General features: G+C 70.2%; 25 protein-coding genes. 6 read left to right on the plus strand and 19 right to left on the minus strand.

The window, feature by feature from the left end; genetic code table 11:
- Window positions 1–79: 79 nt before the first annotated feature.
- Window positions 80–2521, minus strand: a complete 2442-nt coding sequence (locus ACFWBD_RS11985; protein WP_385665992.1) for a transglycosylase domain-containing protein — start codon at window positions 2519–2521, stop codon at window positions 80–82.
- A 280-nt stretch (window positions 2522–2801) separates the two neighbouring features.
- Here ACFWBD_RS11985 and ACFWBD_RS11990 point away from each other — a divergent pair, with 280 nt between their 5' ends.
- The 5 genes from ACFWBD_RS11990 (at window position 2802) to ACFWBD_RS12010 (ending at window position 7859) form a co-directional block, all read left to right on the plus strand.
- Window positions 2802–3758 (plus strand): SPFH domain-containing protein, encoded by a 957-nt coding sequence (locus ACFWBD_RS11990; protein WP_385665994.1) that lies wholly within the window; start codon window positions 2802–2804, stop codon window positions 3756–3758.
- The gene (locus tag ACFWBD_RS11995) at window positions 3755–4021 is read left to right on the plus strand and encodes a hypothetical protein (protein ID WP_385665996.1); all 267 of its coding nucleotides are present in this window, start codon (window positions 3755–3757) and stop codon (window positions 4019–4021) included. The genes ACFWBD_RS11990 and ACFWBD_RS11995 overlap by 4 nt, the downstream gene beginning before the upstream one ends.
- Before the next feature lie 291 nt (window positions 4022–4312).
- Entirely contained in the window at window positions 4313–4837 is a 525-nt protein-coding gene (locus ACFWBD_RS12000; protein ID WP_385665998.1) for a PadR family transcriptional regulator, read from the plus strand.
- Window positions 4834–5523, plus strand: coding sequence for an ABC transporter ATP-binding protein (locus ACFWBD_RS12005; protein WP_384112135.1), 690 nt, complete (start codon window positions 4834–4836; stop codon window positions 5521–5523). The genes ACFWBD_RS12000 and ACFWBD_RS12005 overlap by 4 nt, the downstream gene beginning before the upstream one ends.
- Window positions 5520–7859, plus strand: a complete 2340-nt coding sequence (locus ACFWBD_RS12010; protein WP_385666000.1) for an ABC transporter permease — start codon at window positions 5520–5522, stop codon at window positions 7857–7859. The genes ACFWBD_RS12005 and ACFWBD_RS12010 overlap by 4 nt, the downstream gene beginning before the upstream one ends.
- Before the next feature lie 64 nt (window positions 7860–7923).
- Here ACFWBD_RS12010 and ACFWBD_RS12015 read toward each other — a convergent pair whose 3' ends face one another.
- From ACFWBD_RS12015 to ACFWBD_RS12060, 10 genes are all read right to left on the minus strand, one after another.
- Window positions 7924–8352, minus strand: coding sequence for a hypothetical protein (locus ACFWBD_RS12015; protein WP_028806553.1), 429 nt, complete (start codon window positions 8350–8352; stop codon window positions 7924–7926).
- A gap of 4 nt (window positions 8353–8356) precedes the next feature.
- Window positions 8357–8761 (minus strand): roadblock/LC7 domain-containing protein, encoded by a 405-nt coding sequence (locus ACFWBD_RS12020; protein ID WP_171399199.1) that lies wholly within the window; start codon window positions 8759–8761, stop codon window positions 8357–8359.
- Window positions 8762–8828: 67 nt separating this feature from the next.
- Window positions 8829–9731: a MarR family transcriptional regulator gene (locus ACFWBD_RS12025; RefSeq protein ID WP_385666002.1), complete on the minus strand. Its 903-nt coding sequence runs from the start codon at window positions 9729–9731 to the stop codon at window positions 8829–8831.
- A gap of 189 nt (window positions 9732–9920) precedes the next feature.
- A complete protein-coding gene (locus tag ACFWBD_RS12030; RefSeq protein WP_385666005.1) occupies window positions 9921–11303 on the minus strand; it encodes an AI-2E family transporter in 1383 nt (460 codons plus the stop codon).
- Window positions 11304–11445: 142 nt separating this feature from the next.
- The gene (locus ACFWBD_RS12035) at window positions 11446–12165 is read right to left on the minus strand and encodes a transglycosylase SLT domain-containing protein (protein WP_385666007.1); all 720 of its coding nucleotides are present in this window, start codon (window positions 12163–12165) and stop codon (window positions 11446–11448) included.
- A 58-nt stretch (window positions 12166–12223) separates the two neighbouring features.
- Window positions 12224–12898 carry a transglycosylase SLT domain-containing protein gene (locus ACFWBD_RS12040; RefSeq protein WP_385666009.1) on the minus strand — a complete coding sequence of 225 codons (675 nt, stop codon included), beginning with the start codon at window positions 12896–12898 and terminating at the stop codon, window positions 12224–12226.
- A 421-nt stretch (window positions 12899–13319) separates the two neighbouring features.
- The gene (locus ACFWBD_RS12045) at window positions 13320–14642 is read right to left on the minus strand and encodes a PhoH family protein (protein WP_385666011.1); all 1323 of its coding nucleotides are present in this window, start codon (window positions 14640–14642) and stop codon (window positions 13320–13322) included.
- 337 nt (window positions 14643–14979) lie between these two features.
- On the minus strand, window positions 14980–15753 hold the full coding sequence (locus ACFWBD_RS12050; RefSeq protein ID WP_385666013.1) for an isoprenyl transferase: 774 nt from the start codon (window positions 15751–15753) through the stop codon (window positions 14980–14982).
- Between the two features lie 639 nt (window positions 15754–16392).
- On the minus strand, window positions 16393–17208 hold the full coding sequence (locus ACFWBD_RS12055) for a methyltransferase domain-containing protein (RefSeq protein ID WP_385666015.1): 816 nt from the start codon (window positions 17206–17208) through the stop codon (window positions 16393–16395).
- Between the two features lie 53 nt (window positions 17209–17261).
- Entirely contained in the window at window positions 17262–17822 is a 561-nt protein-coding gene (locus tag ACFWBD_RS12060; RefSeq protein ID WP_385666017.1) for a dihydrofolate reductase family protein, read from the minus strand.
- Between the two features lie 81 nt (window positions 17823–17903).
- Between ACFWBD_RS12060 and ACFWBD_RS12065 the strand changes: the two genes are divergently transcribed.
- Window positions 17904–18362 carry a DUF192 domain-containing protein gene (locus ACFWBD_RS12065; protein ID WP_385666019.1) on the plus strand — a complete coding sequence of 153 codons (459 nt, stop codon included), beginning with the start codon at window positions 17904–17906 and terminating at the stop codon, window positions 18360–18362.
- On the opposite strand, the gene ACFWBD_RS12070 is transcribed toward ACFWBD_RS12065, so the two are convergent.
- The 8 genes from ACFWBD_RS12070 to ACFWBD_RS12105 all read right to left on the minus strand — a co-directional run bounded on the left by ACFWBD_RS12070 (window position 18337) and on the right by ACFWBD_RS12105 (window position 24471).
- The gene (locus ACFWBD_RS12070; protein WP_385666021.1) at window positions 18337–18954 is read right to left on the minus strand and encodes an OmpA family protein; all 618 of its coding nucleotides are present in this window, start codon (window positions 18952–18954) and stop codon (window positions 18337–18339) included. The two genes, ACFWBD_RS12065 and ACFWBD_RS12070, sit on opposite strands and share 26 nt — an antisense overlap.
- Window positions 18955–18962: 8 nt before the next feature.
- Complete coding sequence (locus tag ACFWBD_RS12075) at window positions 18963–19544, minus strand: hypothetical protein (protein ID WP_385666023.1); 582 nt, start codon at window positions 19542–19544, stop codon at window positions 18963–18965.
- A 35-nt stretch (window positions 19545–19579) separates the two neighbouring features.
- Window positions 19580–20185 (minus strand): pilus assembly protein TadG-related protein, encoded by a 606-nt coding sequence (locus ACFWBD_RS12080; RefSeq protein ID WP_385666265.1) that lies wholly within the window; start codon window positions 20183–20185, stop codon window positions 19580–19582.
- Window positions 20182–20418 (minus strand): Flp family type IVb pilin, encoded by a 237-nt coding sequence (locus ACFWBD_RS12085; protein ID WP_385666025.1) that lies wholly within the window; start codon window positions 20416–20418, stop codon window positions 20182–20184. The genes ACFWBD_RS12080 and ACFWBD_RS12085 overlap by 4 nt, the downstream gene beginning before the upstream one ends.
- Window positions 20419–20550: 132 nt before the next feature.
- Window positions 20551–21342: a response regulator gene (locus ACFWBD_RS12090; protein ID WP_385666027.1), complete on the minus strand. Its 792-nt coding sequence runs from the start codon at window positions 21340–21342 to the stop codon at window positions 20551–20553.
- Window positions 21342–22610 (minus strand): sensor histidine kinase, encoded by a 1269-nt coding sequence (locus tag ACFWBD_RS12095; protein WP_385666029.1) that lies wholly within the window; start codon window positions 22608–22610, stop codon window positions 21342–21344. Before ACFWBD_RS12095 ends, ACFWBD_RS12090 begins: the two co-directional genes overlap by 1 nt.
- A 9-nt stretch (window positions 22611–22619) precedes the next feature.
- The gene (locus ACFWBD_RS12100) at window positions 22620–23507 is read right to left on the minus strand and encodes a DUF5936 domain-containing protein (protein ID WP_385666031.1); all 888 of its coding nucleotides are present in this window, start codon (window positions 23505–23507) and stop codon (window positions 22620–22622) included.
- Window positions 23508–23526: 19 nt separating this feature from the next.
- Complete coding sequence (locus ACFWBD_RS12105; protein WP_385666033.1) at window positions 23527–24471, minus strand: type II secretion system F family protein; 945 nt, start codon at window positions 24469–24471, stop codon at window positions 23527–23529.
- Window positions 24472–24474: the final 3 nt, after the last annotated feature.

Below are 24474 nucleotides of genomic sequence, written 5' to 3' on the forward strand. Positions count from 1 at the left end.
CCCGGAGATCTCCGGGCGCCCTCTCCGCTGTTCCTGCCGCCGGCGGCCGCTGCCGACTGCTCCTGGCCGCTCCTGGCTGCTATTGGCCGAAGAGCGGATCCTCCGGATCCTCCGACCCGGTCGACGGGTCGTCCGTGCTCGGTTCCGACGAGGTGTCACCCGTCGGTGTGATGGACGGGGACGAACTCGGCTTCGACGACGTGGACGGGGACGAACTCGCCGACGGAGAGGAGGACGGGGACGAACTCGCCGACGGGGACGAGGACGGGGACGAACTCGCCGACGGGGACGAGGACGGGGACGGCGACGCGGTCTGGACCGCCGCGCCCTGGTCGGTGTCCAGGTCGAACTTGGTGACCTTGGTGGAGACGCCGAAGGTGTAGGTCGCCCAGATCTGCGCCGGGAAGCCACCACCGTTGATCCGGCCCGCGTCCGAGGACAGGCCCGTCGTCGCGCCGGTCAGCGGCACCTGGGGGTGCGGGGCCTTCGCGGACTCGCCGAAGAGGCCGACCGAGGTGACCAGGTCGGGGGTGTAGCCGGTGAACCAGGCCGACTTGTTGTTGTCGGAGGTACCCGTCTTGCCCGCGACCTTCTGGCCCTTGCGCAGCGGGTTGTCCCGCACGGACTTCTTGGCCGTACCGTCGTCGACGACGCCGGTGAGCACCGAGGTGACCGAGTCGGCGGCCTCGCGGCTGATGACCTGCTCCCCGATGGGATCGGTGTGCTTGAACGTCGGGTGGGCGCTGTTCTCCGCCGACTTGATGAGCGCCGGGGTGACCTGCTTGCCGTGGTTGTCGAGGGTGGCGTAGACGCCGGCCATCTGCAGGGGGCTCGCGCCCATGGTGCCGAGGGTCTGGGCGGGCACGGCCTTGAGGTCCGCGGTGTCCATGCCGAGGTTGGCCGCGACCTTCAGCACCTCGGGCATGCCGACGTCGACGCCCATCTGCGCGAAGACGGAGTTGATGGACTTGTTGAGCGCCGTCTGGACGGTGACGTCGCCGTAGTCCTGGTCGTCCTCGTTCTCCGGGGCGAAGCCGATGTCGCTGCCGACGACCGGGCGCTTGCTGGTGCCGTCGTAGAGCGTGTTCGCGGTGATCTGGTCGCCGTCCTGCGTCTTGGCGGCCTCGTCGAAGGCCGCGGCGAGGATGACCGGCTTGAAGGTGGAGGCGGGCTGGTAGTCGGTGCGGGTGGCGTTGTTGGTGTAGTGGTCGGTGTAGCCGGTACCGCCGTACATCGCCTCGACGGCGCCCGTCTTCGGGTTCACCGACACCGCGCCGGCCTGGACGTCGCCGTCGACCGAGCGCTTCTTCTTGTCCAGCTTGCTGGTCAGCTGGTCCTTGACGGCCGCCTCCAGCGCCTTCTGCTTCTTCTTGTCGATGTTGAGCTCGATGTTCCAGCCGCCGCGCCTGACCAGAGCCATGCCCGACTCGTAGTCGTCGGCGACGCCCTGGGCCACCAGCTGCTTGGCCAGTTCGGTGTTGGCCGCGTCGACGAGGTAGCCGATCTGGCCCTCCTTGCCGGGCGCGGCCTTGGGCTCCTTGGGCTCCTCGAACGTCATGGTGTCGCGCTTGGACTTGTCCAGCCAGTCCTTCTCCACCATGTTGTCGAGGACGTAGTTCCAGCGTGCCGTGACCAGCTTCTTGCCGGTGTCGGAGGCGGAGGTCCAGTCGTACTGGCTGGGGGCCTGGAGCAGCGCGGCGAGATAGGCGCCCTGTTGGACGGTGAGCTTGTCTGCGTCGACGCGGTAGTAGGCCTGGGCCGCCGCCTGGATGCCGTAGGCGCCGCGGCCGTAGTAGCTGGTGTTGATGTAGCCGGCCAGGATGTAGTCCTTCTCCTTCTCCCGGTCCAGCTTCAGGGAGATGACCAGTTCCTTCAGCTTGCGCGTGACGGTCTGTTCCTGGGTCAGGTAGTAGTTCTTGACGTACTGCTGGGTGATCGTCGAACCGCCCTGCGCGCCCTTGCCCATGAGGGTGTTGAGCACACCGCGGGCGGTGCCCTTCAGGTCGACGCCGGCGTCGGTGTAGAAGGACTTGTTCTCGGCGGCGACGAAGGTGTGCTGGACCTCCTCGGGGATCTTCGCGAGTTCGACGTTCTCCCGGTTGACCTCACCGTCGCGGGCGAGGATGGCGCCGTTGCCGTACTCGTAGACGTTGCTCTGGAGGGCGGCGTCGGGGTTGCCCTTGGGGATCGGCGTGCTCATGTACAGCCAGAGGAAGGCGCCGATGACGGCCACGACCAGGCCGAGGAACGTGCCGAGGATCTTCTTCCAGGTGAAGAGGCGGCGTATGAAGCCCTTGTCCTTCTTGCCGGCCGTGCCCTTGGCGCCCTTGCCGCTCTTCTTCGCGCCCCGGCGCGCGGCCGCGCGGCCTCCGGCCGCGGCAGCGGTCTCGGGCACCGCCTCGGCGGTCGCCACGGACTCCGCCGTCGAAGGGGTCATCGAGTCCGTCTCCGTCGAGCGGCCCCTGGGCGCGGCGCGGCGCCCACCGCGCTGTCGAGCTCGTCTCTCGTCCGCTCGTCCCATGAGTCCGCTCGCTCCGCTTCCTACTCGGCAGTCACACCAGTGCCCGGGGGCAGGGGCAGGTCAGCTCAGAAAGCTAACACCGCTGTCTATGACGAAGGGGCCTCGGTCCGGTCGGCACGGGGCGTGAGAATCAGCACCCCGCTCGAGGGAACCGCCCGGACGTCCCCACCGAGTCCGACGTACGAGAGTGGCACAGGGTTGCCATGAGGCGCTAAAGTGATATCACTTAGATAGGCCGCTGATGACTGAATCAGTCGGCGACGAGAAACGGGGACCCACCATGCCCACTCACGACCCCTCGGCCACCACCGAAAGCGCCACCGACACCGTCGACACACCCGACATGCCCGCCCCGCGTGTGCACGAGTTCCCCGCGAACAGCGTGGCCGGCGGACTCGCGCTGCTGCTCGGCCTGGCCGGACTGCTGGCCGGCGCCGGGATGGTCGCCTTCGGCGCCCAGGTGGACGCGACCGGCCTCAAGGCGGCGCTGATCACCGTCGGCATCCTGGTCGGGGTCGCCGCGTTCCTCGCGATGTGCGGGCTGAACACGGTGTCGCCGGGCGAGGCCCGCGTGGTGCAGCTGTTCGGCCGCTACCGGGGCACCATCCGCGAGGACGGACTGCGCTGGGTGAACCCCTTCACCTCCCGCGAGAAGATCTCCACCCGGGTCCGCAACCACGAGACGGCCGTACTGAAGGTCAACGACGCCTACGGCAACCCGATCGAGCTCGCCGCGGTCGTGGTGTGGAACGTGCGGGACACCGCGCAGGCCAGCTTCGAGGTGGACGACTTCCTGGAGTTCGTCGCCACCCAGACCGAGGCGGCCGTCCGGCACATCGCCATCGAGTACCCCTACGACTCGCACGACGAGGGCGGCCTCTCGCTGCGCGGCAACGCCGAGGAGATCACCGAGAAGCTCGCCATAGAGCTGCACGCGCGCGTGGAGGCGGCCGGCGTCCGGATCATCGAGTCCCGCTTCACCCACCTCGCGTACGCTCCCGAGATCGCCTCGGCGATGCTTCAGCGACAGCAGGCGGGCGCCGTGGTCGCGGCGCGGCGGGAGATCGTGGACGGGGCCGTGGGGATGGTCGAGGCCGCGCTCCAGCGCATCGCCGAGAAGGGCATCGTGGAGCTGGACGACGAGCGGAAGGCGGCGATGGTGTCCAACCTGATGGTGGTGCTGTGCGGGGACAGGGCGCCCCAGCCGGTACTGAACACCGGGACCCTCTACCAGTGAGTGATCTCGCCGGGGGCCCGGCCCCCCAGCGTCGGCCGCAGCAGCGCAAGCAGGTGCTGCTGCGGCTCGATCCGCTGGTCCACGACGCGCTGGCCCGCTGGGCCTCGGACGAACTGCGGTCGGCGAACGCGCAGATCGAGTTCCTGCTGCGCAAGGCGCTGAAGGAGGCCGGGCGGCTGCCCGGCGACACCGGGCCCCTGCCCCGCCGCGGCCGGCCCCCCGGCGGCCCGCCCCCCGGACCCTCCGGACCCCCGTCGGCCTGAGCGCCTTCACCTCGCCACCCCGCGCACAAAGACGGAGCGAGCATCCCGGACAAGCCCCCGGACGGGCCGGCTGCTGTACGCACGCCGACCCCGAACTGGGCGCCGGGCCCGAGGTGAACGCCGGGCCCGAGGCGAACGCCGGGCCCGCGGCAGGCACCGGCCCCCAGGCAGTCGCCGGGCCTGTGGCAGAACGGTGACAATCGGCCCTCACCTGCGCACTCCCACTCCCCGCCGCCATCTGTGCACTGGACGTATACACACCGGGTATACACCGCATGTACAGTCCTCCCCATGTCCATCGGTCACACCCTCCTGGGACTCCTGGAGTCCGGACCCCGCCACGGTTACGACCTCAAGCGGGCCTTCGACGAGAAGTTCGGTCACGACCGGCCGCTGCACTACGGCCAGGTCTACTCGACGATGTCGCGTCTGCTGAAGCACGGGCTCGTCGAGGTCGACGGCATCGAGGCCGGCGGCGGTCCCGAGCGCAAGCGGTACGCGATCACCGACGCCGGTATCACCGACGTCGAGCAGTGGCTCGCGACGCCCGAGAAGCCCGAGCCGTATCTCCAGTCGACGCTGTACACCAAGGTCGTCCTCGCGCTGCTGACCCAACGCGACGCGGCCGAGATCCTCGACACCCAGCGTGCCGAGCACCTGCGCAGCATGCGCATCCTCACCGATCGCAAGCGCCACGGCGACTTCGCCGACCAGCTGATCTGTGACCACGCCCTGTTCCACCTCGAGGCCGACCTGCGCTGGCTGGAACTCGCCGCCGCCCGGCTCGACAAACTGAAGGCCGCGGTGATCGCGTGAACGCCCCCGGGGGATCCCTGCTCACCGCCGAGAACCTGCACAAGACGTACGGGCCGACGATGGCGCTGGCCGGCGCCGAGTTCTCCATCCACCCCGGCGAGGTCGTCGCGGTGATGGGCCCGTCCGGGTCCGGCAAGTCGACGCTGCTGCACTGCCTCGCCGGGATCGTGACACCCGACTCGGGTTCGATCATGTACGACGGCCGCGAGCTCGCGACGATGAGCGACGCCCAGCGCAGTCAGCTGCGGCGCTCCGAGTTCGGCTTCGTGTTCCAGTTCGGGCAGCTCGTGCCGGAACTGACCTGCGTGGAGAACGTGGCGCTGCCGCTGCGGCTGAACGGCACCCCGCGCAAGCAGGCCGAGCGCACCGCCCTCGGGTGGATGGAGCGGCTGGAGGTCGACGACCTCGGCAAGAAGCGGCCCGGTGAGGTGTCCGGCGGGCAGGGGCAGCGGGTGGCCGTGGCGCGCTCGCTCGTCACCAGCCCGCGCGTGGTGTTCGCCGACGAGCCGACCGGCGCGCTGGACTCGCTCAACGGCGAACGCGTGATGGAGCTGCTCACCGAGGCGGCCCGGTCGGCCAACACGGCCGTCGTCCTCGTCACGCACGAGGCGCGGGTGGCTGCCTACTCCGACCGCGAGATCGTCGTACGGGACGGTAAGTCGCGGGACATGGAGCGGGCCATATGAGCGTGGGGCAGTGGTCCAGGGATCTGGGCCTGGGGGTCCGGTTCGCCTTCGGCGGCGGCCGGGAGGGCTGGGTACGGGCCGTGCTGACCGCGGTCGGCGTCGGGCTCGGCGTGGCGGTCCTGCTGCTGACGACGGCGGTACCGAACGCCCTGTCGGTACGCCACGACCGTGAACAATCCCGGCTGGACTGGCCGTTCGGCAGCGAGCAGCCGGCCAAGGGCGACGACACCCTGCTGATCGCGCAGGCCGACACGACGTTCCGTGACAAGGACGTACGCGGCCGGCTGGTGGAGCCGGAAGGAGCGCGCGCCCCGCTGCCGCCCGGCCTGAGCCGGTTCCCGGCCGAGGGCGACATGGTGGTCTCACCCGCGCTGAAGAAGCTGCTCGCCGCCGACGGTTCGGCGCTGCTGCGGGAGCGGATCCCGTACCGCATCGTCGGGACCATCGAAGAGAGCGGGCTGGTCGGCTCCCAGGAACTCGCCTACTACTCGGGCTCCACCGAGCTCGCCGCGCACATGGAGGACTACGGGGCGACCCGGCTGAAGGAGTTCGGGAACCCGGATCCCTCGAAGGAGGACACCGACCCGGTACTGCTCCTGCTGATCCTCGTGGTCATCGTGGTGCTGCTGATGCCGGTGGCCGTGTTCATCGCCGCCGCCGTACGGTTCGGCGGTGAGCGGCGCGACCGCAGGCTCGCGGCCCTGCGGCTGATCGGTTCGGACGGCCGGATGACCCGGCGCATCGCGGCGGGCGAGGCGATGGCCGGGGCGCTGCTGGGCCTGGTCCTCGGCACGGTCTTCTTCCTGATCGGCCGCCAGGTGGCGGGTTCGGTCGAGGTGATGGGCATCAGCGTGTGGCCCAGCTACCTCGACCCCTCCCCCGCGCTGGCCGCGCTGGTCGCCCTCGCGGTGCCGGCGGCTGCGGTCCTGGTCACCCTCTTCGCGCTGCGCGGTGTGGTGATCGAGCCGCTCGGCGTGGTCCGCACGGCGAAGCCCGCGCGGCGACGGCTGTGGTGGCGGCTGCTGCTGCCCCTGGGCGGCTTCGCGATGCTCTACCCGATGATCGGGCAGGGCCAGGCCAACGGCGACTTCAACCAGTACCTGGTGAGCGGCGGCGTCGTCCTGATCCTCGTCGGCATCACCGCGCTGCTGCCGTGGCTCGTGGAGACGGTCGTCAGCCGGCTCGGTTCCGGCGGCGTGGCCTGGCAACTGGCCGTACGAAGGCTCCAGTTGAGCAGCGGTACGGCGGCCCGGATGGTCAACGGCATCGCGGTGGCGGTGGCCGGCGCGATCGCGCTCCAGATGCTGTTCGCCGGCGTGGACGGCGCCTACACCGAGGCCACCGGCCAGGACCTCACGCGGGCACAGATGCAGGTCCGGGTGCCGGACGGCGCTCCGCTGGCCGCGACCGCCCAGAAGTTCGCCGACACCAAGGCCGTCCGCAAGGTCACGGCCCTGTGGGAGGGCTACCTGGGCGACACCTCCTGGAACACCGAGGACGGCCCGAACCTCTCCACCGAGCTGACCGTGGGCGACTGTCCGGCCCTGCGCGAGGTGGCGAAGCTGCCCTCGTGCAAGGACGGCGACCTGTTCGTTCTCGACGGCGACGAGTACTCCGCCGACGGGCCCGCGCTGAACAAGCCCGGCAAGAAGCTGTACGTCGAGCCGTCCGCCTCCGGGAGCACCGCGGAGGTCGTCTGGACCGTCCCCCGGGGCGTCACCGAGGCCAAGTCGGTCAAGGGCCTCACCGACTACAAGCGCGGCGGCTTCCTGATGACGCCGAGCGCGCTGCCCGAGGCCGCCGAGAAGCTGGTCAACGGTGAGATCTACCTGTCGATCGACGAATCGGTGCCCGACGCCTACGAGTACGCCCGTAACACGGCGTTCCGGGTGGATCCGCTGGCTGAACCGATGACCTGGTCGGCCACCCGGCAGGACACGAAGTTCACCACCATCCGCACCGGTCTGCTCGTCGGCTCCGCCTGCGTGCTGCTGCTGATCGGGGCGAGCCTGCTGGTCTCCCAGCTGGAGCAGCTGCGCGAGCGCCGCAAGCTGCTGTCGTCGCTGGTCGCCTTCGGCACCCGGCGGCGGACGCTGGGCCTGTCGGTGCTGTGGCAGACGGCGATCCCGATCGGGCTGGGCCTGCTGCTGGCCATGGGGGTGGGGATCACGCTGGGCGCGATCCTGCTGAAGATGACGGACACGCCGGTGGGTGTCGACTGGGCGAGTGTGCTGTCGATGACCGGCTGCGGGGCTGCCGTCGTCCTGCTGGTGACGCTGCTGAGCCTGCCTCCGCTGCTCAAACTGCTGCGGCCGGACGGCCTGCGCACGGAGTGAGCGGGCGGTGAGCAAGCGATGAGCGGAACGGTCCCTCCCCGCCCGGGGAGGGACCGTTCCGCGTTCAGAGCTGGTACTCCCGCACCACCCTGCGCACCTGGGCGAACAGCATGCCGACGTTGACGGACTTGCGGCAGACGACCACCGCGACGACGTCCTGCTGCTCGGTCATCCGCACGAACAGATGGGTGAGATTCTCACTGTTCACGAGGATCTCCTGGAAGAAGTGGTTCTCGCTCTGGACCCCGCGCCGCTCCTTGAAGACGTCCTCGATCATCACGACCGTACGGCCCTGGAACAGGTCGAGCGTCGCACCCGCCAGCAGGTCCAGGACCTCGGGCGGATGGTTGTCGACGGTCTCGTAGGAGAGCAGCATGCCGGTGGACATGTCGACGACGCCGGAGGCGACGCAGTCGGGGGCATCCGTGCGCAGTGACTTGACCAGGCCCATCACCTGGTCGGAGAAACCTGGGGTCATACGTTTCGTCGCCATCCCTTCAGACTCCTTCAGCGGTCTTCACTGTCGTCTCGGTCCGGTCGGTGAGGATCAGATCGATGCGGCGCAGGGCGGGCTGGGTCGCCCTGTGCAGGCGCTCCACGTCCATGCCCTCGTCGCCGAGTACGACCATCAGCGCGGTGTCGCCGACCGCGTAGAACGCGGCGCAGCCGTGGCTGCCGTAGGCCACCGTGCGGTGCAGGGCGCCGCGGGCGGTCGCCTCCGCGGTACGGCGGGCGAGGCCGAGGCCGGCCGCGGCGAGGGCGGCGAGGCCCTCCGGATCGATGGAGTCGGCGGTGTCGGCGGCGATGAGCAGTCCGTCCGCGGCCGCCAGCGCCGTGTCGGTGATACCGGTCACCTGCTCCCGCAGGCCGCGCATCTCCCGTGCCAGGGCTGTGTGGTCCATGAATGCAACTCCCCTAATTCTGATCGCATATGACCGTCTTTTTTCTGTGGGGGTTTACGTGGGGCTGTTATTTCGCCGTCGGGTTCCGGAGGCGGAAGAACTCCTTCCAGCCGGTGCCGCTGCCGGTGCCGTCCTGTTCCGTCGTGAGGGCTTCGTTGATGCCGCTGGCGCCGGGGCTGCGGCGCGGCAGGGCCGTCGCCTCCGGCACCGGCGGCTGCCGGGGCGGCGGCGAGGCCGGTTCGCGGGGGCGTATGCCGTGCCCGTCGGGCGGCAGCCGGACCGGGATCGGCCGGGGCGCGTCCACACACTCCAGGAGCCCCTCGCCCAGCATCCGGGCCACCTCGACGGTGACGGTGTAGACCCCGCGCCCGGTACGGAAGGCGAGGTCCCGGGCGGTGCGCCGGCCGTCGGCGTGGGCGAGCAGCTCGCGTTGCAGCGCGCCGAGCCGGCCGGCCGCGCAGGCGAGGGAGGCGGGCACGGGCCGTTCCCGGTCCGGGCGCACGGGATACGGCTGCTCCAGGAGCGCGCCGAGCTTGCGGGACGCCACCTGGAGCAGCCGGGTGGGCGGCTCGCCCACGGCGACCGGGGCGGGCGGCGGCCCGGTCGCCGGACCGCGTTCGCAGCCGTCGACGCTGCCCGCGACGACCGCGAACACGGCGTCCTGGAGAGCCATCGCGCAGACCACCCGGAGCTGGGCGGCCCCCGCGTAGCCGTGGGCGATCAGCCCGGCGGCCGGCCAGCGCACGCCGCCCGACTCACGCACCAGCCCGGCCCAGTCCTCCCCGCCGATCCGGCCGGAGCGCAACAGCAGTGCCTCGGGTGCGGGGGCGCCCGGCGACTCGACCGCGACGACCAGCCCACCGTGCAGATGGAAGGTGCCGCCGGGCGAGCCGAGGACGCGCAGTTCCCCGGTGAAGCCTTCCCGGCCGCACGCGGCGAGGTCGCGTGCCAGCAGCTCGTAGCCCGACATCACTCCCCTTGGACCTCTCGCACATACGCCTGACGCGTAGCGCTGAGGAGGGAATGTGTATCAGTCCGTACGCATATTCCAGCGTGGGATTTCCGACCTGCTCCCAGCTGACGGAAGTTGATCCGCCGATGAACTCAATTCGCTTTGTTCGGCGCCCATTTGACCGGTTGAGAGACCTCGGTCGTTCCCTCAGGGAGCCTTGTCCGAGGGCGCTTCCGGCGCGGCGGAGGCCGGCGGCGAAGCCGTGGGGGAGCCCGCGGGGGCCGCCACCGGCGCCACGCCCGCCGCTGTCGCGCCCCTCGGCCGTGGTGCGTGCCGCAGGGCCTGTTCGCGGGAGTAGGCGTGCAGGTAGCCCACCACCGTGTTCGTCACGGCCACCAGGGGCACCGCCACGATCGCGCCGCCGATGCCCGCCACCATGCCGCCCGCGGCGACCGACAGGACCACCGCCAGCGGGTGGACGCGCACGGCGCGGCCGAGGATGAACGGCTGGAGGATGTGGCCCTCGATCTGCTGCACGGCCAGCACGACCGCCAGGGTCATCACCGCGGTGAACACGCCCTGCGTGACCAGCGCGACCACCACCGCCAGCGCGCCGGAGGCGACCGCGCCGACGAGCGGGATGAAGGAGAACAGGAAGATGAAGACGGCGAGCGGGACGGCCATCGGCACGTCGAGGAAGTAGATGCCGAGGCCGATGAAGATCGCGTCGATCAACGCGACTATCACCGTGCCGCGCACATACGCCGTGAGCGTCGCCCAGGCCCGCGGACCCGCGCCCGCCACGCCCGGCCGGGCCGCGGCCGGGACCAGCTTGAGCGTCCACTCCCAGATGCGCTTGCCGTCGTACAGCAGGAAGAGTGTCGAGAAGAACGCCAGGAGGATGCCGGTCAGCGCCTCGACGACGACGGTGACGCCCTCCAGGCCCGCCGAGGTGATCGAGTCCGTGTTGTCGCCGATGGCGTCCCGCAGGTTCTTGGCGATGCCGTTGATCTGCTTGTCGGTGACGTGGAAGGGGCTGTTGAGCAGCCACCGGCGCAGGTCGTCGATGCCGTCCTGGACCTGGTCGGAGAGGTTGTCGATGTTCGCCATGACCTGCCAGGTCACGAACCAGCCCATCAGCCCGATGACGACGAACCCGAGGATCGCCGTCAGCGCGGTGGCCGCTCCGCCGGGCACTCCGGCCCGCTTCAGCCGGGCCACTGTGGGCTGGAGGAGCGCGGTGAGGAGCAGCGCGACCACGAAGGACATGACGACCAGCTGGATCGCGCTGATGGCCTTCATCAGCACCCAGACGGTCCCGGCGAGCACCAGCAGCCGCCAGCCCGCCTCGGCGGCGACCCGGACCCCCCACGGCACGGCCTGGGCGGGGTCGGGGCGCGGTGCGGCCGGCACGAACTCTTCCGGGTAGGCCTCGGCGGCCGGTTCGGCGCTGTCGGGCGGCGTGGGTTCCGTCTCGGCGGCGCTCTCCCGCCGCTCCCGCTCGACCTCGGCACGCCGTTCGTCGAGCCGCTCACCCATCTCGCTCAGTCCGGCACCGAGCCGGCCGAGCCACCCTGGAACTCGCGACATGATCCGTCCTCTTCCCCCGTCTCTCCCCACCACTCCCCCTGGAGTCGTCGGTCCCGGCCGTACCGACCGTACAGGGCGAAAGCCCCTCCCCCTAGGACGGGGAGGGGCTGCGCGGAGTTGAGCGGAGGACGGCGGATCCGGCTCAGTACGAGCCGTTGGCCAGCCAGTAGTCCCAGGCGTCGCAGGGGCTGCCGTAACGGTCGTTCATGTAGTTCAGGCCCCATTTGATCTGGGTCGCCGGATTGGTCCGCCAGTCGGCGCCGGCGGATGACATCTTCGAGCCGGGATAGGCCTGCACGAGACCGTAGGCGCCCGACGAGGGGTTGACCGCCTGGTAGTTCCAGGTGGACTCGTGGTCCACGATGTTGCTGAAGCACTGGAACTGGCCGCTGGGCACCATCTGGCGGGCGATGGCCTGGACCTCGGCGACGGTGTACGACGCCTGCTGCGGGAAGCTGCCGGCCGACGAGGTCGAGGCGACCTCGGTGGTGGCCTTGGTCTCCGCGGCCTCGGCCGCCTTGTCCTTGGCCTCCTGGACGGCTTTCGCCTTGGCCACGGCGGCCTTCTGCTTGGCCACCGCGTCCTTGGCCGCCTGCTTACGGGCGGATTGCTCCGCCGTCTTCTTGGCGGTGGTGTCCGCGGCGATGGCCTGGACGTCGGCCTGCTGCGTCAGCGTGGCCGTCTGTACCTGGGCCTGCTGTCCTACGGGTAAGTCCGAGAGGAGGGTCGATTCGCCCGCCGTCGCCTCGGCGTCGCCGCCTGGCTGGGCCACGCTGCCCTGGGCGACTCCCATGACAGCGCCCACAGTGGTGACCGCGGTGGCCGAAGCCACGGCGAATCCCCGGGCCGATATCCGGCTCACGCGGTTTCCTTCTGTTGTGCCGTCGGGTGGAGAACTGCACGACCAGGGCCGCGTGGGCTCAGTACCAGTGGTTGGCCTGCCAGAACGACCATGCCTCACAGGGGCTGCCGTAGCGGCTGTCCATGTAGTTCAGGCCCCACTTGATCTGGGTGGCCGGGTTGGTCTGCCAGTCGGAGCCGGCGGACGCGTACTTGCCGGCGGGCAGGGCCTGGAAGAGTCCGTAGGCGCCGGAGGAGGCGTTCACGGCGTGGTAGTTCCAGCTGGACTCGTGGTCCACGATGTTGCTGAAGCACTGGAACTGGCCGCTGGGCACCATCTGCGCCGCCATCGCCTGGATCTGCGCGATGGAGTAGGAGCTCCGGATCGGGAAGTCGCCCGCGCTGCGGCTGGCCTTGGCCTTGGCCTCCGCGCGGTCCTTGGCAGCCTTCTCGGCGGCCTCCTTCTTCGCGATCGCCGACTTGGCGGCAGCCTTGCGGGCCGATTCCTCGGCGTCCTTCTTCGCGCCCTCGTCCGCGGCGATGGCCTGTACGTTGGCCTGCTGCGTGAGGGACGCCGTCTGTACCTGGGCCTGCTGGCCCACAGGTATGTCGGCGAGGAGCGTCGCGTCGCTGGCCGTCGCTTCTGCGTCGTTGGCCTGCGCGACGCTGCCCGAGGCAACGCCGACGACGCTTCCGACAGCGGTGACCGCCGTGGCCGAGGCCACTGCGAATCCCCGGACCGAGATCCGGCTCACACGGTTTTCCTTCCAGCATCGCCCGCTTCGGTGACCCTGGCGGACGCAATCGTGCCCTTGTCGCTGGTCTCCGAACTACGGGGTCACAGGAGACACGGGCCCGGTGGGCAACTCCCGATGAGAGAGCGCCACATGGTGCACGGGCGGCATACGACGGTCGGTATGGAGTTGAAGGTGATGCTCAAGCGGTGCCGTACTGCTGGGGGCACAGATGTGTCGCATGCGGGGCCTGACAGGACTGAGACTTTGCCGTAACCGGACTACGCAAGGCAATTCCGAGTTGCGTGTGAAAGCTCACACCCGTGGTGACCCTGGGGATTTCGCGAAACCCCCACATACGCCGGCGCCGCCCGACTAGGCTCACAGCCTTTGTCGGACGGCGCCAACCACCGCTTGTCCCCTGTCAATTGGGGCGGGTCATTCAGATCTGCCCATCCTCCAGCATTTCGGTCACAAGTGCTGCGATCTGGGACCTCTCGGACCTGTTCAGCGTGACGTGCGCGAAGAGCGGATGGCCCTTCAGTTTCTCGACGACGGCGACCACGCCGTCATAGCGCCCGACCCGCAGATTGTCCCTTTGCGCCACATCGTGGGTCAGAACGACCCGGGAATTCGCGCCGATCCGGGACAGAACGGTGAGAAGCACATTCCGTTCGAGCGACTGCGCCTCGTCGACGATCACGAAGGCGTCGTGGAGGGAGCGGCCCCGGATGTGGGTCAGGGGCAGGACCTCCAGCATCCCTCGCGCGGTGACCTCCTCGATGACCTCGCGGCTGGTGACCGCGGACAGCGTGTCGAAGACCGCCTGCGCCCAGGGGCCCATCTTGTCGGCCTCGGAACCGGGCAGATAGCCCAGCTCCTGCCCGCCCACCGCGTACAGCGGCCGGAAGACCATCACCTTCTGGTGCTGACGGCGCTCCAGGACCGCCTCCAGACCCGCGCAGAGCGCGAGCGCGGACTTGCCGGTGCCGGCCCGGCCGCCCATCGACAGGATCCCGACGTCCGGGTCGAGCAGCAGATCGAGCGCGATGCGCTGCTCGGCACTGCGGCCCTTGATGCCGAAGGCCTCGCGGTCGCCGCGCACGAGGCGGACGTTGCCCTCGGCGGTGACCCGGCCCAGGGCCTTGCCCCGCTCCGACTGGATGGTCAGACCGGTGTGCACGGGAAGGTCGGCGACCTCGGGCACGTGGATGTGCCCTTCCTCGAAGAGGATGTCCACCTGCTCGCCGGACAGGGTCAGTTCGGACATTCCGGTCCAGCCGGAGCCCGTGATGGCGAGTTCGGCGCGGTACTCCTCCGCGAGGAGGCCGACCGACGACGCCTTGATCCTGAGCGGGAGGTCCTTCGACACGACCGTGACGTCGAAACCCTCGGCCTGCAGATTGCGGGCGACCGCGAGGATGCGGGAGTCGTTGTCACCCAGGCGGTAGCCGGAAGGCAGCACGCTGGGGTCCGAGTGGTTGAGCTCGACACGGACGGTGCCGCCGAGTTCCCCGATCGGGATGGGGGCGTCGAGGCGACCGAACTTCACCCGGTAGTCGTCCAGCAGGCGCAGCGCCTGCCGGGCGAAGTAGCCGAGCTCCGGATGGTGCCGCTTGGCCTCCAGCTCCGTGACCACGACGATGGGGAGCACTACCTCGTGCTCGTCGAAGCGGGTCAGGGCGTTCGGGTCGGCCAGCAGGACGCTGGTGTCGAGAACATAGGTGCGCCGGTCTGGCATACGGCGCTTTGTGCTGGTCACCACGGAAGGACGTACCCCCTCGGATGAGGTCGGGGAGCGACGGAGTGGAGCTGGACCGGTCGTCGGCCGCTTCGCACGGGCCGAGAACCGGCCCCCCGCTGCTTCATCCGTGCCGTGACCGCACGGTCGGGCTGGTGCAAAAGGGCCTCCCGGGCGGACGGCCCCGTGCCGCCCGCTGAGATCCGACACCCGTGGTTCGGGCGTCGGCCTGCTTGGTTTATGCCCTCGAACACGCGCCGCCATGCCACGGCATATGACGGCGCGCCGGTGAACTCCTCGTTACTTCCGCCCCGACCGGGGTAAACGGGACGCCCTCGCAGGACGCCCCGGGACTCGTTCCTCAGCCGCCGTAACGGCGGTGACGGGCCGCGTAGTCGCGCAGGGCACGCAGGAAGTCGACCTTGCGGAAGGCCGGCCAGAAGACCTCGCAGAAGAAGTACTCCGCATGGGCCGTCTGCCACAGCATGAATCCGGACAACCGCTGCTCGCCGCTGGTACGGATCACCAGGTCGGGGTCGGGCTGGGCGCCGGTGTAGAGGTGGCGGCCGATCAGGTCGACGCTGACGGAGTCGGCGAGGTCCTCCATCGAGGTGCCCTTGTCCGCCGCGTCCACGATCATCGAGCGCACGGCGTCGGCGATCTCCTGGCGGCCGCCGTAGCCGATGGCGACGTTGACCAGTATCCCGTCGACGTGGGAGGTGGACTCCTCGGCGACCTTCAACGCGGTCTGCACATGGGAGGGGAGGATGTCCGGGGTGCCGACGTGGTGGACGCGCCAGCGGCCGTCGGCGGCGAGGGTGCGCACGACGTCCTCGATGATGCCGAGGAGCGGGACGAGTTCGTCGTCGGGGCGGTCGAGGTTGTCCGTCGACAGCAGCCAGAGGGTGACGACCTCGACGTCCGTCTCGGTGCACCAGCCGAGGAACTCCTCGATCTTCTCCGCACCGGCGCGGTGGCCGTGCTCGGTGGTGGAACCCGAGGCCTTCGCCCAGCGTCGGTTGCCGTCCATGATGACGCCGATGTGCTTCGGCACCTGAGCGTGGTCCAGGTGACCTTCCACCCGGCGTGCGTACAGCCTGACCAGAAGGCCGCGCAGCTTGTCGCGCAGGTTCACGTGATTGTCAGCCCCTCCGTACGGTGCGGTCCCCGCGGGGCGCAGCCTACCCCTGCGGGGCCTGGGCCGTTGACGGGGGTGGGAGGCGCGGCCACCGCACGAACCACTGTGCCGGGGCAAAAAAACGGGCCGGTCCGTGGGGGGGAGACGGACCGGCCCGAGGGGGGGTTTCCACCATAACCCTTCGTAAGTGATGCTGCGTGCATCAGCGCGCCACAACTACTCTCCGGAGTCGTCCGGCGACGCGCCGGTGGTCACGGAAGGCGTTGTTCATAGGTGACTCATGGCCGAAACGCAACGGATTCCCAGGAGAATGGACCCGATCACCGAGGGAAGCTGAGGTTTTGGAGCGGCTTGAGGTCCCATCGGTCACACGCCGGCCCGTCCCCCCGACGGGCTACTCCGGCCATGAACGTCCGCTTGACGCGGGCGTCACCGCGCAGCCCCCTCCACTGCGCGGTGACGTCCACGCAGCTTTGCGTACGCGAATTGCCTGAACGAGAACTTACGCGAGGTCGACAGGGGACATGAACCGATCACGATAACGATGTGGAAACTCCGTGGAGGCGAGGGCCGGGGCGCGGGGAGGCGCAGGCGGGGGCGCGGGGAGCCGGAGGGCGGTTCCTGGCCGGCCCCGCGCTACGGGCGGCGGGCCTCGAAGAGATGACGGGTGCTGTGCGCGACGAACGGGCCGTCGGCCTTGATCTGCTCGTGCAGGGCGCGGAGTTGGGGCCGGTAGGCGTCCACGGTGAAGCCCGGGACCATCCACACCACCTTGCGCAGGAAGTGGACCACGGCGGCGATGTCGTGGAACTCGACACGGAGTCGCTCCGTCCGCAGGCCGACGACCTCCAGCCCCGCCGCCTCCGCCCCGGCGCGCTCGCGCTCGGGGTGCCGGGCGCTGCTCACCCCCTCCGGCTGCGGCCCGAGGAAGTACTCGACGAGCTCGAAGACGCTGCGCGGACCGACGTGCTGGGCGAAGTAGGTACCGCAGGGCCGGAGCACGCGGGCGATCTCGTCCCAGAGGGGCCGCACCGGATGCCTGCTTGCGACCAGGTCGAAGGTGGAGTCCGCGAACGGCAGCGGGGCGTCCTCCGGGGACGCAACGACCGCGATGCCACGCGGGCGCAGCAGGGCGGTGGCCCTGGTGACGTTCGCCGGCCAGCCCTCGGTCGCGACGGTGAGCTCGGGGGCCTTGGGGGCGGCCCGGCCGAGCGCGAAGTCCAGGACCTCCCCTCCCCCGGTCTGCACGTCGAGCGCGGCGCTCGCGCCCGCCAGCCGTCCGGCCAGCGACATCGCGTACCCCCAGGAGGGCCGCTCCTCGGTGGCCCGTCCCTCGAACCAGGAGAAGTCCCACCCCTCGGTGGGGACGGCGGCGCCTTCGGCGAGGAGCGCCTCGAAGGCGGGGTCCGCGTGGTCGCTGTCGTCAACGGTGTCCCGCCTCTTGTCGTCCATACGGGGATGGTGGCAGAGGGTTCGCGGAGGCGCCGCCGGTTTACGGCGGTCCGTCACGCGTAGCGCAGCAGCACGACCCCGTTGCCGAAGGTGTGGGTCTCCGTCAGGCGGAGTGTGGTCGGGATGCTCACGTCGGTGTGCGGGAACAGGGGTTTGCCCCGGCCGACGAGGACCGGGTGGACGTAGACGCGGAACTCGTCGACGAGACCGTGGCGCAGGAACGCGGCGACGAGGTCGGCGCCGCTGAGCCCCAGGTCCCCGCCCGCCTGCTCCTTGAGCAGCGCGACCTCCTCGGGGACGACGTCCCGGACGATCGTGGTGTTCCAGCCGGCGTGCTCCAGCGTCCGCGAGTACACGATCTTCGGTTTCTCGCGCCAGATCGCGGCGAACTCGGCCATCGTGGCGGGGAGGTCCGGGTCGGCGTCCGCGGTCGGCCAGTAGTCGGCCATGAGCTCGTAGGTGGTCCGGCCGCTGAGCAGGGCGCCCAGCTCTCCGGCCATGTCGTTGAAGTGCTGGTGCAGTTCGTCGTCGACCTGGTGCCAGGAGATGTCGCGGTCAGGGCCCTCGATGTACCCGTCGAGGGACATCGACATGATCAGGACGATCTTCCGCATACGGCGGTCCCCACTTCGTGTTCCGGCTCGCTACGGTGCGAAGGGTCCAGAGGGTAGCGACACGGCCGAGGGGAGACGGGGATGGCGCGCTGGCGGGACGGGTGGGGAGAACTCGTGGTGGGCGGCGAGGGCGGGAGCAGGGGCGAAGGCGGGGGCGGGGGCGGAGGCGGGGGCGGAGGCGAAGGCGTGGGCGGGGGCGAAGGCGAAGGCGGCTTCCAGGTGGTGCCCCTGGAGATCGCCGCCTCCTACCGGGCCCGTACCCGGGGGTTGCTCGGGCGGGACTCGGTGGACGGGGCGATGCTGCTGTCGCCCGCCGGCAGCGTGCACACCTTTCGGATGCGCATGCCGATCGACGTCGCGTATCTGGACCGGCGGCTCCGCGTCGTCGCCGTACGCACCATGCGGCCTGGACGGCTGGGCCTGCCCCGGCTGCGGTCCCGCCATGTACTGGAGGCGGCGGCCGGGGCGATGGAGGGGTGGGGGCTGCGGGCGGGGGTGCGGGTGGAGGTGCGGGTCAGTTCGCCGTGCGCGGGAACGTGACCTCCACCCGGCGGTTCTTCTTGCGGCCGGCCTCGGTGGAGTTGTCGGAGATGGGGTACTGCTCGCCGTAGCCGCGGACCTCGAAGGTGATGTCCGGGTCGTTCAGGTCACCCGCGAGTTCCGCCTGGACGGCGTCCGCCCGCTGCTTCGACAGGACGTCGCCGTGCGCGGAGGAGCCCAGGTTGTCCGTGAAGCCGAAGACCCGGACCACGGTGGTGTTGTTCTGCTTCTTGATCTCCGCGGCGATCGTGGCGATACGGGACTTCGCCTCCGTGCCGAGCTTCGCGCTGTCCTTGCCGAAGAGGACCTCGGCCTGGAGCGCGAACGTCACGTCCGCGTTGGTGTCCTCCCGGCGTTCGTCACCCGACTCGTCCTCGACGACCTGCTTGATGTCGAGCACCTTGGGCTCGGCGAGGGTGCCGCCCTCGGGCAGCTTGAGGTCGGGGTCGTTGGGGTCGACCTCCACGGGGGCGGTGGCGGTGGGTTCGGTGCCGGGGGGAACGCTGGGGGTGGTGTCGGCTTCGGCGGCAGGGGCCATGCCGACCATCACGAGGGTGGCCGCGGCCACCACCAGAGTGAGACGTGGGGTCATGATCGGCCTCACCCGGAGATCTTGATGACCCCGCTGGGGAACAGCGGGAGTTGGAAGGAGACGTCCGTCGAGCTCGCGGGGGGCGCGGGGAACTGGAGAAAGACGTCGATGGACTCGCCGGCCTTGAGCGTCGAGAAGCCCGTCGTCGTCAGGGGGCGGCCTTCGGTGTCACGGAGGACGTAGTAGCGCTTCTTGCTCTTGGAGTCGACGAGGGTCGCGCCGCCGAGTGACCTTCCGTTGTTCATGATCTCGGTCTCGTTGCCGCTCAGGGCAGACGGGATCACGACAGATGTCCCACTGTCGTTCTTCAGAGCGCCGTTGACAGTCACGAATCCGCCGGAGTCGCGCACGGCAGAGGTGATCTGGAGCAGGAGCCCGCTCGGGCCCTTCAGCTCGGCCAACAGCTCGTCGGACTGCCCTTCCTGCGGATTCGGCTGCGTTCCACTGGACTTGGAGGAGGATGCCGAGGACTGCGGCTTCTTGTCGTCATCGCCACCGCCACCACAGGCGGTCGCGCCGAGGGCGAGCCCCGCCACGACGGCCAGCGCGACCGCCCCCGTGCGGACCTTCGCAGTGAACCGCATGCTCATCGCTCTGCCTCCTTCTTCACTCGTCGTTCGCTCGTTCAGTCGGCCAGGTGGACGTCGAAGAGATCCTCGGGCCCGGGGAGATCGTCCGGTTCCAGATCCGTCGGGTCCAGGTTCCACTCCCCGTCCTCACAGGTGAGCCTCGGCAGCGCGTTCACCGGTGCGGGCTGGCCGGGCAGTTCGAACGTGCACAGGGACTCGATCACGGCTATGGCGGAGGCGTGCGCGTGTGTGGTGCTCGTGATGGGGATCACGGAGTCTCCCGCCGACTTGTTCGTCTGCACGGCGACGCTGAACCGGAGGCCGTCCGGCACACACTGTTCCACGTTGGCGTCGTTCTGCGCGGCGAGTTGATACGCGCGCCTGCACGGGTCGTCGGCCGCTCCGACGCCGTCGAAGATCTCCTGCCACTTCGTCGGGTCGAGCACGACCAGTTTCCACAGGTCCGCGAGCTCGTCCCTGGTCTCCTGAGCGGCCGCCAGCGCCGCCGCGTCGGCGGCGGTCTGCGCTCCGTTGCGGTTCACCGCGGCCTGACCGACCGCGAAGTACGCGAACGCCAGAAAGAGCAGGCCCGCCACCACCGTGAGGTAGATGGGGAAGACCTGCCCTGCGTCGCCGTGCGTGCGCCTGCGGGGTCGTGTCAGGGAGCCACCTTGTCGATCTGGGCCGTGAGCTTGTCGACGATCGTCTGGCCCAGGTTCGTGTTGGCGATCAGGACCACGATCGCCACCACCACCGCGATGATGCCCAGGTACTCGACGGCGGTCTGTCCCCTGTCGTTGTCGGCGCGGCGCCGTACGGCCCGCACCGTCGTGTTCGTCCAGCCGCTCACCCGGACCTTGGCCGCGACGGCGGTCCTCAGTAGCAGGTCGCTCATGGCGTTCCTCTCCATCGGTGGCGTGACCGGCAACGTAAGACCGTGCGTCCACGTCGGAGAAGGGTCCCTGGGCCCAATCCCGGGCCCAGTCGGAAGTCCTGCTGTGTGTCCGGCGGCATGTCCGGCGGGGTCTCATGAGGTCACCGCCGTGCCCAGCCACTTGGCCGCGGCCTCGGAGCGGCTGCCGCTGTGCAGCTTGGCGAAGATGCGGTTGATGTGGTTCTTGACCGTCTTCTCGCTGATGAAGCAGGTGGCGGCGATCTGCTGGTTGTTCATGCCCGACGCGATGAGGTCCATGATCTCCGCCTCCCTCGGGCTGAGTTGGAACCCCGCCCTCAATACTGAGGACGACTGTCTCACGATTGGTTGCAACTGCGAAAGCGCTTCCGTAGAAGTCGCTGAAAATAGGGTAGATGGGTCCGCTTTTACGTGTGCAGTCGCATCGTTTCGCAGGTGCGCCAGTACCGCTGTCGCCGCCGTCGGGGTGAAGTGGGCGCGGCCCCGGGTGACGTCGCGCACCGCCGACACCAACTCGTCCACGGTGAACTCCCCGTGGACGAGGTAGCCCCCGGCGCCACCGCGCAGGGCCTGCTGGACGATCTCGGCCTCGTGGCTGTACGTCAGCATCACGACCCGGGTGATCCGCGCCAGGTGCGGAAGGGCCGAGAGGCCGTCCACGCCGGGCATGCGGACGTCCAGCAGCACGACGTCGGGGCGGTGTTGGCGGGCCGCCTCGTAGGCCTCGCGGCCGTCCGCCGCCTGGGCGACGACCGTGATGTCCTCCCGGCCGGAGAGCAGGGCGGTCAGGCCCGCGCGGACCACCGGGTTGTCGTCGGCCACGACCACGCGCACAAGGCAGGGCCTGGGTGGTGGCGGGAAGAGCGGCTGCTCGGCGCCGGGGCGGTGGGGCGGTCGGTCCGGCATCAGACGACCTCCTCTGTGAGCGCGGCCAGCGGGAGTTCCAGGCGCACCTCGGTGCCCCGGGAGTCACGGCCGTGGCCGATGCGGATGCGGGCGCCGACGGAGGCGGCCCGCTCGGTCATGCCGACCAGGCCGAAGTGGCCGGTGCGGCGCAGCTGTTCGAGGGTGGCCTCGGGCGGGAGGCCTCGGCCGTCGTCGCGGACGCTCAGGGTGAGGAGCTCGCCGTTCACGGCCGCTCGCACCTCCACATGGGTCGGGGCCGCGTGGCGGTGGGCGTTCTCCATGGCCTCCGAGGTGATCGTGAGGAGCTGTCGGGCCACCGCGGGCGGGACGGGGAGCGTCGCCCGGTCGCCGGAGGCGTGGTAGCTGACCGGCAGGCCGGTCCGGTCCCCGAACACGTCCGCGTGGGCGGCCAGTTCGGGCAGGAGGTCGACGTCCTGCGCCGGGTCCGGCTCCCGGCGGAGGTCGGTGAGGAGTTCGCGGGACTCGGCGGCGGCGCGGCGCGCGGCGCGGGCGACCAGTTCGGCGTGTTGCCGCACGATGACCGGGTCCATGCCCGGCGAGCCCGCCGAATGGGCCAGGGCGTCCGCTGCGAGGGCCACCCCGTGCAGCGTCTTGGCCACGGAGTCGTGCATCTCGCGGGCCAGGCGCGCGCGTTCGGCGGCGACCGCCTCGGTACCGGCCAGGCGCGCCTTGACGGCGGTCAGGGCCTGGGTGGCCGCGCCGAAGCGGAGCATGAGGTGGCGCAGCGACGAGCCCATCGCGCCGGTGATGACGCAGAGGCCCGGCAGAAGCAGTCTCTCGGCGAGGCTGACGCCGGGCTCCCGCACGAGGGTCGCGTGGACCAGCAGCAGGATCAGCGACTGGAGGGACGCGAAACAGGCGGCACCCCGCCAGCCGTAGACGATGCCGGCCAGCAGCGGGGTGCAGACGCTGACGTAGGCGAGCGTGGTGTCCGGCCCCGCCGAGATCAGCAGCAGGGTGCCGAACAGGGTGTCCACGGCCAGCAGGGAGGGGTGGCGCAGGAGAAGGGGCCCGAAGCGTTCCCAGTCGCGGAAGAGGACGTACGACCCCATGAAGGTGACCACCACGGCCGCGCCCACCAGGCGGGTGCCCAGGCCCGGGGCGGCGTTCAGGAGGGCCGCGGGGGTGGCGACCGCGATCATGGCCAGCCGGAACCCGAACACCTGGCGGCACATCGCCTGGAGCGCGTTGACCTGGAGAAGGACGTCCTTCTGTAGCGGCACCCCGGTCGTCGTCATGGCCGTCATCCCGTCCGCCTACTCGCCCGTGATCGAGGTGAAGTCCGTGCCGGAGCCGAGCAGCATCCCCGCGCCGAGGAGGAGCATCGTTGCCGGGACCATGAACGTGGTGATCATCAGGGTGGCCTTGGGGACCGCGCGGGCCGCCTTGCGGCGGGCGTTCTGCGCGTCCGTCCGGCGCATGTCCTTGGCGATCGAGACAAGCGTGTCGACGATCGGCGCGCCGAGCTCCTCGCCCTGCTGGAGGGCCGTGACGAACATGGCGACCTGCTCGGAGTCGTTGCGGCGGCGCAGCTCCTGGAAGGCCTCCCGGCGGCTCACGCCGAGGTCCATCTGACGCAGCGTGATGCGGATCTCGTCTGCCCAGGGACCCTCGTACCTGGACGCCACCCGGTCGAGGGCCTGCCGGAAGCCGAGACCCGCGCTCACCACCACGGCGAGGACGTCGAGGAAGTCCGGCAGGGTCCGTTCGATGGCGTCCTTGCGGACCCGGATCGCGGACCAGATGCCGACCTCGGACCAGAACACGCCGAAGGCCAGCATGAGCAGCGCGACGAAGAAGCCGCCCTGGAGCAGCGCGGCGAACGCGCCGAGGGCGCCGATCCCGCCGTAGACCGCGCGCCGGGCCGCGTAGCGGTCGATCGTCAGGCCGCCCGGGTTGCCCGCGAGGTCGATCCTGCGCCGGTACCGGGTGACCTGCTTGGGGCCCATCAGACGCAGGACGGCGGGGGCGTACCGCATGCCCATGCGGTCGACGAGCGAGCCGACGGCACCGGTGCGCGTCGAGCCGACCTCCAGGGCCAGCGCGAGGTCGCTGGGCAGCTTCACGTCGGCCCGGTACATGCGGATGCCGGCGAACATGCCCCAGACGCTGAGGCCCACGGCGAGTGCGAGCAGCAGTTCCATGCCCTGCGTCACCTCCTGCTCAGACGTCGATTCGGGACATGCGGCGGATGAGGACGAAGCCGACCGCGTAGAGGCCGAACGCGATGATCACGCAGGCCTGGCCGACGGCCGAGCCCGTCATGCGGTCCAGCGTTCCGGCCTCGACGCTGTTCATGAGGAACAACGCCCCGACCCCCAGCGCCGGCACCGCGTAGGACGTCATGTTCACCTGCGACAGCTGGGTGCGGACCTCGCGCCGGGTCTCCTTGCGTTCCTCCAGCGTCTCCGTCAGGTTGCGCAGGGCGCCGACGACCTGGCCGCCGGCCCGGTTGGAGAGGACCAGGGTGGTGACGAGGACGACCAGTTCGCGGGAGGGGAGCCGGTCGGCGAGCTCGCCCAGTGCGTCGTCCATGGAGTGGCCCACCGCCAACTGGTTGGCGACCTTGGCCAGTTCCTCGCCCGCCGGGGCCTCCAGCTCCTCCGCCGCCATGCCGATCGCGGTGCGCAGCGCCAGGCCCGCGTGGGTGGCGTTGGCCAGGATGCGGGCCAGTTCGGGGAGTTGGTTGATGAACTTCTCGATGCGTTTCTGACGTTGCCAGTTGAGGAACTGCCAGGCCGCCCAGACGCCCAGGAGGCCGGCGATCGGGCCGAAGAAGGGGGCCAGGGTGGCCTGTCCGACCAGCCACAGGCCGGCCACCGACGCCAGCATGGAGACGAGGAACTCGCCGGGCGTCACGTCCAGGCCGGTCGCCGCCAGCTTCAGCTCCAGCCTGCGGCCCGTGCTCGTGCGGCGCAGCCGTCGGTCCAGGGTGCGGAAGCGGCGCCGGCGGCCGGTGCCGGGGAGCCGGCCGGTGTAGGACAGGCGTTCCACCAGCTCCGCCCGCTGGGCCCGGCCCCGCGCGTAGGCGTGCAGGCCCGCGACGGCCAGGGCGCAGGTCAGGAGGGTTCCGCCGGTGGTGAGGGTGATCAGCGTCTCGAGGTCCATCAG

Source organism: Streptomyces sp. NPDC060002 (genome assembly GCF_042737245.1).
Classification (GTDB): domain Bacteria; phylum Actinomycetota; class Actinomycetes; order Streptomycetales; family Streptomycetaceae; genus Streptomyces.